Here is a 7521-nt window from a genome sequence, read left to right on the forward strand (position 1 = left end):
CAAAAAAAGCGGCGGAGCCTCGACCGGTTCCCTGGAGGAAAAGGAGAAATCCGATGAAGCAATTCCACTGCGGCTCGCTTGTTCCTGGCTGTGAGTGGCACACCCGTGCCGACGAGGAAGCCGAAGTGATGCGCCGTGCCGTCGAGCACATGCGCGAAACGCATGGCGAGACGACAATCCGCGAAACCATGATCGAGGCGATCCGCTCGCGTATAGAGAAGGTGCGCGACGCCGCCTAGGCTTTGCCCCGCCTGCCTTCGCCGGCGTTGGCAACCAGCCCCGACGGCGCTTCGAGATCGGGGCGCCGCCGCGGAGCCAGCCCCCCGCGCGGGGTAAAAAATCATATTTGCCTCAGCTAAATTAAACCACGCGGTAACCGAACCCGTGCCACTGTCGCGAGGACAATCCGGCCACAGTGGGCTGCCAGAGAAGCCCGTCGCCACCAGGCGCTGATCCGGAATCAGTGGGGCGAGGTGTTTCGCGCATGCGCGAAAAGTCCGGCAGTCGAGTGAGGTTCCGCACGATGGCGCTCCTGCTGTGCGCGCTCATCGGAGCGTTCCCGGCTGCCGCCCAGGACATAACGACATCGTTGGTCGACATACATCAGGGCTCGCCGCTCAGCGACCGCGCGAGAAGCCTGGGCAATGGCGGCTACGAACTTCAGAACGGGACCTTTGTCTCGTTCAACCAATGGTACCGGGCAAGCTGGGTCGACATGCATGTGGACCTGCTCACCCAGATCACGGAGGATACCGGCATCCTTTGGGGATTTGGAACCGGCGAAGAGGGCGAGAAGTATCGGATCGAGCCCAGCCTCAAGCTTGGGTTCCTCACCCAGATGCATCCGACCCCGAACAGCACTCTCTCCCTTTCGCTCACCACCACCATCGGCGGCAAGCTTACCGAAAAGTCCTGCGAAGCCGACTACGGTGATTTTGGCACCTACCGCGTCAATTGCCGGCTCGCGGCCAGCCAGATGGCGCCTGAGGAAACCTTGAAATATCTGGTTAACGCTAAACCGGAGAGCCAGCACATCTGGCTGAATTACCGTGTTACTTTCTGATCGCGCGTAAATGAGAAAATCATCTAGCCCCGAAATTCGCGATCGCCCGTCTTGGTTCTTGTTTGAACGGAGTAAGAGCATGTCAGGGAATTGCCTGAAATTCGGTATCGCCACGGCGCTCGCCATCCTGTCGGCGCCGATGGCCTCGGCACAGGAGGCCGTCAATGCGGACGAGATGGCTGCGCTGTGCCACGGCGGCGGCCTGTCCACATGCGTGAGCGCAACGATCCCGGCCTCGGGCACCCCGACAGTGCAGAGGTGGATGAGCTCCGATGTTGGCGCCGCTTGGGCCGCGGGATACAAGGGCAAGGGCGTCACGATTACGATCGTCGACGATTTCTCCAGCACATCGCGCTTCTCCGGAAATTTCGGTGTTGGGGTCCAAACCCAGCGCCACGGTGAATGGACGCGTGAGGAAGCCGGCATGATAGCGCCCTTGGCGACCATCAGGTCGAAAGACTTCTCAACCGGTTCGGCCGTCGGCCTGGCGCCCGGCCTGAACGTGCTCAATCTGAGCTACGGCATGTACGCCAAGGCGGGCTACAGCTCGAACCAGATCGGCTGGGCCCCGGAGGAAGCCTCCATCATCTCCTATGCGATCAGGGGGACGGCTGTTGTCTCGAAGGCCGCGGGCAACGATTCGGTCGCCGTGGGCGGGGTCACGAACGGCCAGCAGGACTATCTCGACCTTGCCCTGATCGGAAAACCATCCGCGATCTTCGTCGGCGCGCTGTCCACCAACGGCACGACATCCAGCAAGGCCCAGCTTGCCTGGTATTCCAATACCGCCGGCTCCAATCCGCTGGTGCAAAGCCACTTCCTCGTGGTTGGTGTCGATGGAAGCAAGACAGGCCTTTATGGCACCTCCTTCGCCGCGCCGATCATTTCAGGATATGCGGCGATCATCGGCAGCAAGTTCACCACGGCCACCGCGACCCAGATCACCAACGATCTGCTCAACACGGCTCGTACCGACACGCTGGTCAACTACAGGGCCTCGGTCTACGGCAAGGGCGAGGCAAGCCTTTCGCGCGCCCTGGCTCCCACGGCGATCAGGTAGGAAAGCGACGTTTCGCCCGGTCAAATCGTCGCCTTGCCTTTTGATCGGCACGATCGTCCGGGCAAGCTCCAGGCTAAGCTTCAAGCGCCTTCGCGGCGCGTTCGAGCAGCGCGCCGCGATCGGGGGCGAATCCCGCCTCGATCCATTCCGCTTCGAGGTTCTTGAGGATTTCGCCCAGCTTCGGCCCTGGCGTGGCACCGAGCGCCGTCAGGTCGGCGCCTTTCAGCGGAAACACAGGTTTTTCCCATTTGAGCGCGAAGGCCAGCAGGCGCGAGAAGCCGCCGGCCTCGAGCAGCGCATTATTGTCCTCGACGGCGCGTACCCGGGCTGCGGCAAGCGCCAACCGCAGGCGGTCGACAAATCCTTGCCGGTCGCCGCGATAGAGCCTTTTCGCCAGTTCGCCTTCGGTCGTCTTCGGCTCGACGGCCGTGGAGAGCGCCCAGCAGCGCAAACGGTCTGATTCCGCGGTCGAAAACCTCAGCCGTTCGGCCAGCGTCTTCATCCGCGCGACATCCGGCGGCACGATCGCCTCCAGCCGCAGCATCGGATCGGCAGCCCAGCCCAGATCCTTCTCGGCCTTGGTCAATCCGTGGATGGCGTCGATGCCCCATTTCTCGCTTTCCGGCAGCGCGGCGGTCAAGACCCCGGCCTGCCGCATCCACAGCAGCGCCCGCGACGGATCAGACGCCGAAAGCAGTTTCTTCAGCTCGGACCAGACGCGCTCCGCCGAAAGCTGCGCCAGGCCATCCTTCAGCCGGGCGCAGGCCTTCAGCCCCTCGGCATCCGGCCGGCCTTCGCCATACCAGGCGAAGAAGCGGAAGAAGCGCAGGATGCGCAGATAGTCCTCGCGGATGCGCGCTTCGGCATCACCGATGAAGCGCAGCCGCCGCGCCTCGATATCGGCGATGCCGCCGACCAGGTCGAGGACGGAGCCGTCCGCGTCGGCGTAGAGGGCGTTGATGGTGAAGTCGCGCCGCTCGGCATCGAGTTTCCAGTCGCGCCCGAACGACACCTTGGCACGGCGGCCGTCGGTCTCTACATCGGCGCGCAAAGTCGTGACTTCATAGGGCTTGCCGCCGGCGACCACCGTGACGGTGCCGTGCTCGATGCCGGTCGGCACCGGCTTGAAACCCTCCGTGTCGGCGCGGCGGATGATTTCCTGCGGCAAACAGGTGGTGGCGACGTCGACATCGGAGACCGGCTCGCCCATCAGCGCGTTGCGCACGGCGCCGCCGGCGACACGCGCCTCTTCGCCGCCTTCAGCCAGGGTGGCAAGCAGGCGCTGCAAATACTTGTCGGCGAGCCAGTCGGCCCTGCCCGCAATCGAAACACTCACGCATAGAGCCTTTCATAGAGCGTCCGGATGATGCCGGCGGTGACGCCCCAGATGCGGCGGTCGCCATAGGGCATGTCGTAGAAGAACCATTCGAGATCGTTCCACATGCGGCTGTCGCGCTTGTGGTTCACCGGGTCCATCAGGAACCGCAGCGGCACTTCGAAAGCGGCATCGACCTCGTCGGCATTCAAGGCAAGCTGGAAGCCGGGCCGCACGATGCCCAGCACGGGAGCGATGCGGTAGCCGCTGCCGGCGACATAGTCGGGCATGCGGCCGATGATCTCGATGCGGTCCTGGTCAAGGCCGATCTCCTCGAAGGTTTCGCGCAGCGCCGCCGCCTCCGGGCTGGCATCGGCCGCATCGATGGTGCCGCCGGGAAAGGCCACCTGCCCCGAATGGTTGCGCAGCTTTTCGGCTCGTTTGGTCAGCAAAACCGTCGCTTCGTCTTCGTGATCGACCACCGGGATCAGCACCGCCGCATTGCGCAGCGGCTTGCCCTGATTGAGGCGCGGATGACCCGGATTGAAGCGATGGTCGCCATAGTCGTCGCCGGCATGCGCGTCCGGCTGCGCGGCGAAGCGCGCGCGAAAATCCGCCGATGAGAAGGCCATAAGCGGCACGCGGTCCATCATGCGCTCAGCCGCCTCAACTGGTCCGCCGGCATGATCGGGAAAACCGCGCCCTTCGAGCGCACGGCAAACATCGCCTCGCCGCCGATCTCGATCTCCTCGCCATACCGGACCAGTTCGTACATGACAGGCCGCCCCACCAGCGCCTCAAGCCGGCCGCGCACCAGCAGATAGGGCTTCAGGCCGCCGGTCTCGTTCTCGTCGACGAAGCGCAGCGGCCGCTCCGGCCCGGCCTCGACCACGTCGCCGACATTGGTGCGGAAGGTGATGATCTGTTCGTCGCCGCTGCCCGAAACATCCATTTCGACGGCGATGAACGGCGCATCTGCGACGCGGATGCCGACCTTTTCCACGGGCGTCACCAGATAGGTCCTGCCGTCCGCATCCTTGCGCAGCACCGAGGAGAAGAGCTGCACCAGCGGCATGCGACCGATCGGCGTGCCGAGATAGAACCAGGTGCCGTCGGCCTTGATCTCCATGTCGAGATCGCCGCAAAAGTCGGGATTCCAACGCTCGACAGGCGCCGCGCCCTTGCCGGAACGCGCCGCGCGCGAGATCAGCGCCTCCAGGCCGCGCGCCTCGGTTGCCTGCGTAAGGCTTTGTTGGCGATGTTCGTCGTGTTCCGTCATCGTCACGAAATAGTCACTGTTGTTCCGCTTGTCAGCCTAAGTCTGTGATTTAAGTTCGACCATAGGCGCTACGCGAGGCCGAATCGCGGCAACCTATGATATGGTGCGGGCCGGTATTTCCAACCAAAGGGATCGAGCCGAATGAGCGTGATGGTCAAGGAAAGCCCGATCAGCGAGACGGACATGATCGCCGAGGCCGAAAAGGCGCTGGCCGACATTTCCAGGATTCGCGACGGGGTCGGTCGGGTGATCTTCGGCCAGGAAAACGTCGTCGAACGCACGCTGGTGGCGCTGCTGGCGGGCGGCCATGCGCTGCTCGTCGGTGTTCCCGGCCTTGCCAAGACCAAGCTGGTCGAAACGCTGGGCATCGTGCTCGGCCTCGATTCGCGCCGCATCCAGTTCACCCCCGATCTGATGCCATCCGACATTCTAGGCTCCGAGGTGATGGAGCAGGACGAGACCGGCAAGCGCTCCTTCCGCTTCATCTCCGGCCCTATCTTCGCCCAGTTGCTGATGGCCGACGAGATCAACCGCGCCTCGCCGCGTACCCAGTCGGCGCTGCTGCAGGCCATGCAGGAATACCATGTCACCATCGCCGGCGCCCGCTATGATCTGCCCGCCCCCTTCCATGTGCTGGCGACGCAGAACCCGCTGGAGCAGGAAGGCACCTATCCGCTGCCGGAAGCCCAGCTCGACCGCTTCCTGATGCAGGTCGACATCCTCTATCCCGAAATCGAGGCCGAGCGCCGCATTCTCCTGGAAACCACCGGCATCGAGGATGCAAAGGCGCAGAACGTGCTGCAGCCGGCTCGATTGAAGGAAATCCAGACGCTGATCCGCCGCATGCCGGTGCCCGAAAGCGTCGTCGAGGCGATCCTCACTCTGGTGCGTTCGGCGCGTCCAGGGCAAGGCAATGCCGATACCGACAAGCATGTCGCCTGGGGCCCCGGCCCGCGCGCCAGCCAGGCGCTGATGCTGTGCACGAGGGCGCGTGCGCTCTATGACGGGCGCCTGGCGCCTTCGGTCGACGATGTGCGGGCGCTGGCCGAGCCGGTGCTGCAGCACCGCATGGCGCTGACCTTCGCCGCCCGCGCCGAAGGCACCAGCGTGCGCGATGTGGTGGCGAAGCTTGTGAAAGGGATTTGATGGCGCGCGTCGGCGAGGTCCAGGCTCCGGCAGCGACGCGCGACGCGCTCGCCCGTGGCCGGTTGCGGGCTTCGCTGGTGCCCGACTTGCTGGTCGAGGCGCGCCGCATCGTCAACACCGTGATCGCCGGCTGGCACGGCCGCCGCAAGCGCGGCATCGGTGAGAATTTCTGGCAGTTCCGGCCCTATGTCGAGGGCGATTCCTCGCGTATCGACTGGCGTCGCTCGGCCCGCGACGACCACACCTATGTCCGCGACCGCGAATGGGAAGCCGCCCATACGGTGTGGCTGTGGGCCGACCCTTCGCCGTCCATGCTCTACAAATCGACCGGCGCCAGCGTCTCCAAGCAGTCGCGCGCGCTGGTGCTGGCGTTGGCCATGGCCGAATTGTTGTCGCGCAGCGGCGAACGCATCGCCTGGCCGGGCCTGACCGATCCGTTCACCGCCCGCAACGGCGCCGAGCGCATCGCCGCCCAGCTGATGCATGCCGGCGACTTGCCGGCGAAGCCTGACCTGACCGACATCAGGCGCTTCTGCGACATCGTCATCGCCAGCGATTTCCTCGACCCGGTCGAGGAGACGATGGAATGGCTCGACGTGCTCGCCCGCCACGGCGTGCGTGCCCATCTGATCGAGGTTGCCGACCCGGCCGAGGAGACCTTCCCCTATGCCGGCCGCACCGAGTTCACCGACCCCGAGACCGGCGAAAAGCTGACCGCCGGACGCGCTGAAATGCTCGGCGTCGAATACCGCCTGCTCTACACCGCCCGCCGCCAGGAACTGGCCGCATGGTGCAAGCGGCTCGGCTGGAGCTTTACCGTCAACCACACCGATCGGCTGGCGTCCGACGCGCTGGTGCGCCTGCACATGGCAATGACAGCCGATGGCGGCTATGCCGGCAGCGGTCGTGCCGGTCAGCCTGGAAAGGCGGTCGCATGAGCTGGCTGCCGCTCTCCTTTGGCGCGCCCATGGTGCTGTGGGGCCTGCTGGCGCTGCCGGTGATCTGGTGGCTTCTCAGGCTGACGCCGCCCAAGCCGCAGGCCGAGATCTTTCCGCCGCTGAAGATCCTGGCGCGCGTCTTGAAGCGCGAGGAGACGCCGCATCAAAGCCCCTGGTGGCTGACGTTGCTCAGGCTGCTGATGGCGGGCCTCATCGTCGCGGCCCTGGCCGAACCGGTCTTCAACCCGCGCGAAAAACTGCCGGCCGAGGGTGCGGCCCTTGCACTGGTCATCGACAATGACTGGGCGAGTGCGGCCGACTGGAACAAGCGCGTCGCCACCGCCGAGCGGCTGATCAAGGATGCCGGCTCGAACGGCGTGCCGGTCATCATCGCCTTCACCGCCGAAAAGGCCAATGCGGAGATCGGCCCCTTCGATGCCGCCGCCGCGCTCGACCGGCTGCGCGCCGCCAAGCCGCGGCCTATCCCGACCGACCGGCCCGCCGTCTATGCGCGCGTCGCCGGCGTGCTGGAGACGTTGCCCGGCGCCAGCGTCGCCGTGCTGGCCGACGGCCTCGCGGCCAAGGGCGACGAGGCCGCCTTCAACACGCTGTTGTCGAAGAATGCGGCACGCGTGGTCTGGGCAACGGCCGATCGGCTTTCGCTGACCGGCCTTACCGCCGCCGATAACCAGGTCGACGGTTTTGCGCTCACCGCCATCC

9 protein-coding genes are annotated in these 7521 nt (G+C 65.2%); 6 read left to right on the forward strand and 3 right to left on the reverse strand.

Annotation, left to right across the window (positions count from 1 at the left end):
• Positions 1–53: 53 nt before the first annotated feature.
• The 3 genes from C1D09_RS06540 to C1D09_RS33430 all read left to right on the forward strand — a co-directional run bounded on the left by C1D09_RS06540 (position 54) and on the right by C1D09_RS33430 (position 2123).
• Positions 54–239 carry a DUF1059 domain-containing protein gene (locus C1D09_RS06540; protein WP_027047304.1) on the forward strand — a complete coding sequence of 62 codons (186 nt, stop codon included), beginning with the start codon at positions 54–56 and terminating at the stop codon, positions 237–239.
• Positions 240–484: 245 nt separating this feature from the next.
• Positions 485–1063 (forward strand): hypothetical protein, encoded by a 579-nt coding sequence (locus tag C1D09_RS06545; protein WP_143973517.1) that lies wholly within the window; start codon positions 485–487, stop codon positions 1061–1063.
• Positions 1064–1142: 79 nt separating this feature from the next.
• On the forward strand, positions 1143–2123 hold the full coding sequence (locus C1D09_RS33430; protein WP_143973518.1) for a S8 family serine peptidase: 981 nt from the start codon (positions 1143–1145) through the stop codon (positions 2121–2123).
• 73 nt (positions 2124–2196) lie between these two features.
• On the opposite strand, the gene C1D09_RS06555 is transcribed toward C1D09_RS33430, so the two are convergent.
• From C1D09_RS06555 to C1D09_RS06565, 3 genes are read right to left on the reverse strand one after another with little or no spacing between them, the layout of a single operon-like run.
• Complete coding sequence (locus tag C1D09_RS06555; protein ID WP_143973519.1) at positions 2197–3459, reverse strand: CCA tRNA nucleotidyltransferase; 1263 nt, start codon at positions 3457–3459, stop codon at positions 2197–2199.
• Positions 3456–4088 (reverse strand): CoA pyrophosphatase, encoded by a 633-nt coding sequence (locus C1D09_RS06560; RefSeq protein ID WP_143973522.1) that lies wholly within the window; start codon positions 4086–4088, stop codon positions 3456–3458. Before C1D09_RS06560 ends, C1D09_RS06555 begins: the two co-directional genes overlap by 4 nt.
• A complete protein-coding gene (locus C1D09_RS06565) occupies positions 4088–4717 on the reverse strand; it encodes a DUF1285 domain-containing protein (protein WP_143973520.1) in 630 nt (209 codons plus the stop codon). Before C1D09_RS06565 ends, C1D09_RS06560 begins: the two co-directional genes overlap by 1 nt.
• Before the next feature lie 141 nt (positions 4718–4858).
• On the opposite strand from C1D09_RS06565, the gene C1D09_RS06570 reads away from it, so the two are divergent.
• The 3 genes from C1D09_RS06570 to C1D09_RS06580 all read left to right on the forward strand — a co-directional run.
• Positions 4859–5863 carry an AAA family ATPase gene (locus tag C1D09_RS06570; RefSeq protein ID WP_095773508.1) on the forward strand — a complete coding sequence of 335 codons (1005 nt, stop codon included), beginning with the start codon at positions 4859–4861 and terminating at the stop codon, positions 5861–5863.
• Entirely contained in the window at positions 5863–6801 is a 939-nt protein-coding gene (locus tag C1D09_RS06575; protein WP_143973521.1) for a DUF58 domain-containing protein, read from the forward strand. The genes C1D09_RS06570 and C1D09_RS06575 overlap by 1 nt, the downstream gene beginning before the upstream one ends.
• Positions 6798–7521 (forward strand): BatA domain-containing protein (locus tag C1D09_RS06580; RefSeq protein ID WP_208760353.1); only part of this gene is annotated, 724 nt, incomplete at its 3' end. The genes C1D09_RS06575 and C1D09_RS06580, both read left to right, overlap by 4 nt.

Source organism: Mesorhizobium intechi, assembly GCF_002879535.1.
In the GTDB taxonomy this organism is placed as follows: Bacteria; Pseudomonadota; Alphaproteobacteria; order Rhizobiales; family Rhizobiaceae; genus Mesorhizobium; species Mesorhizobium intechi.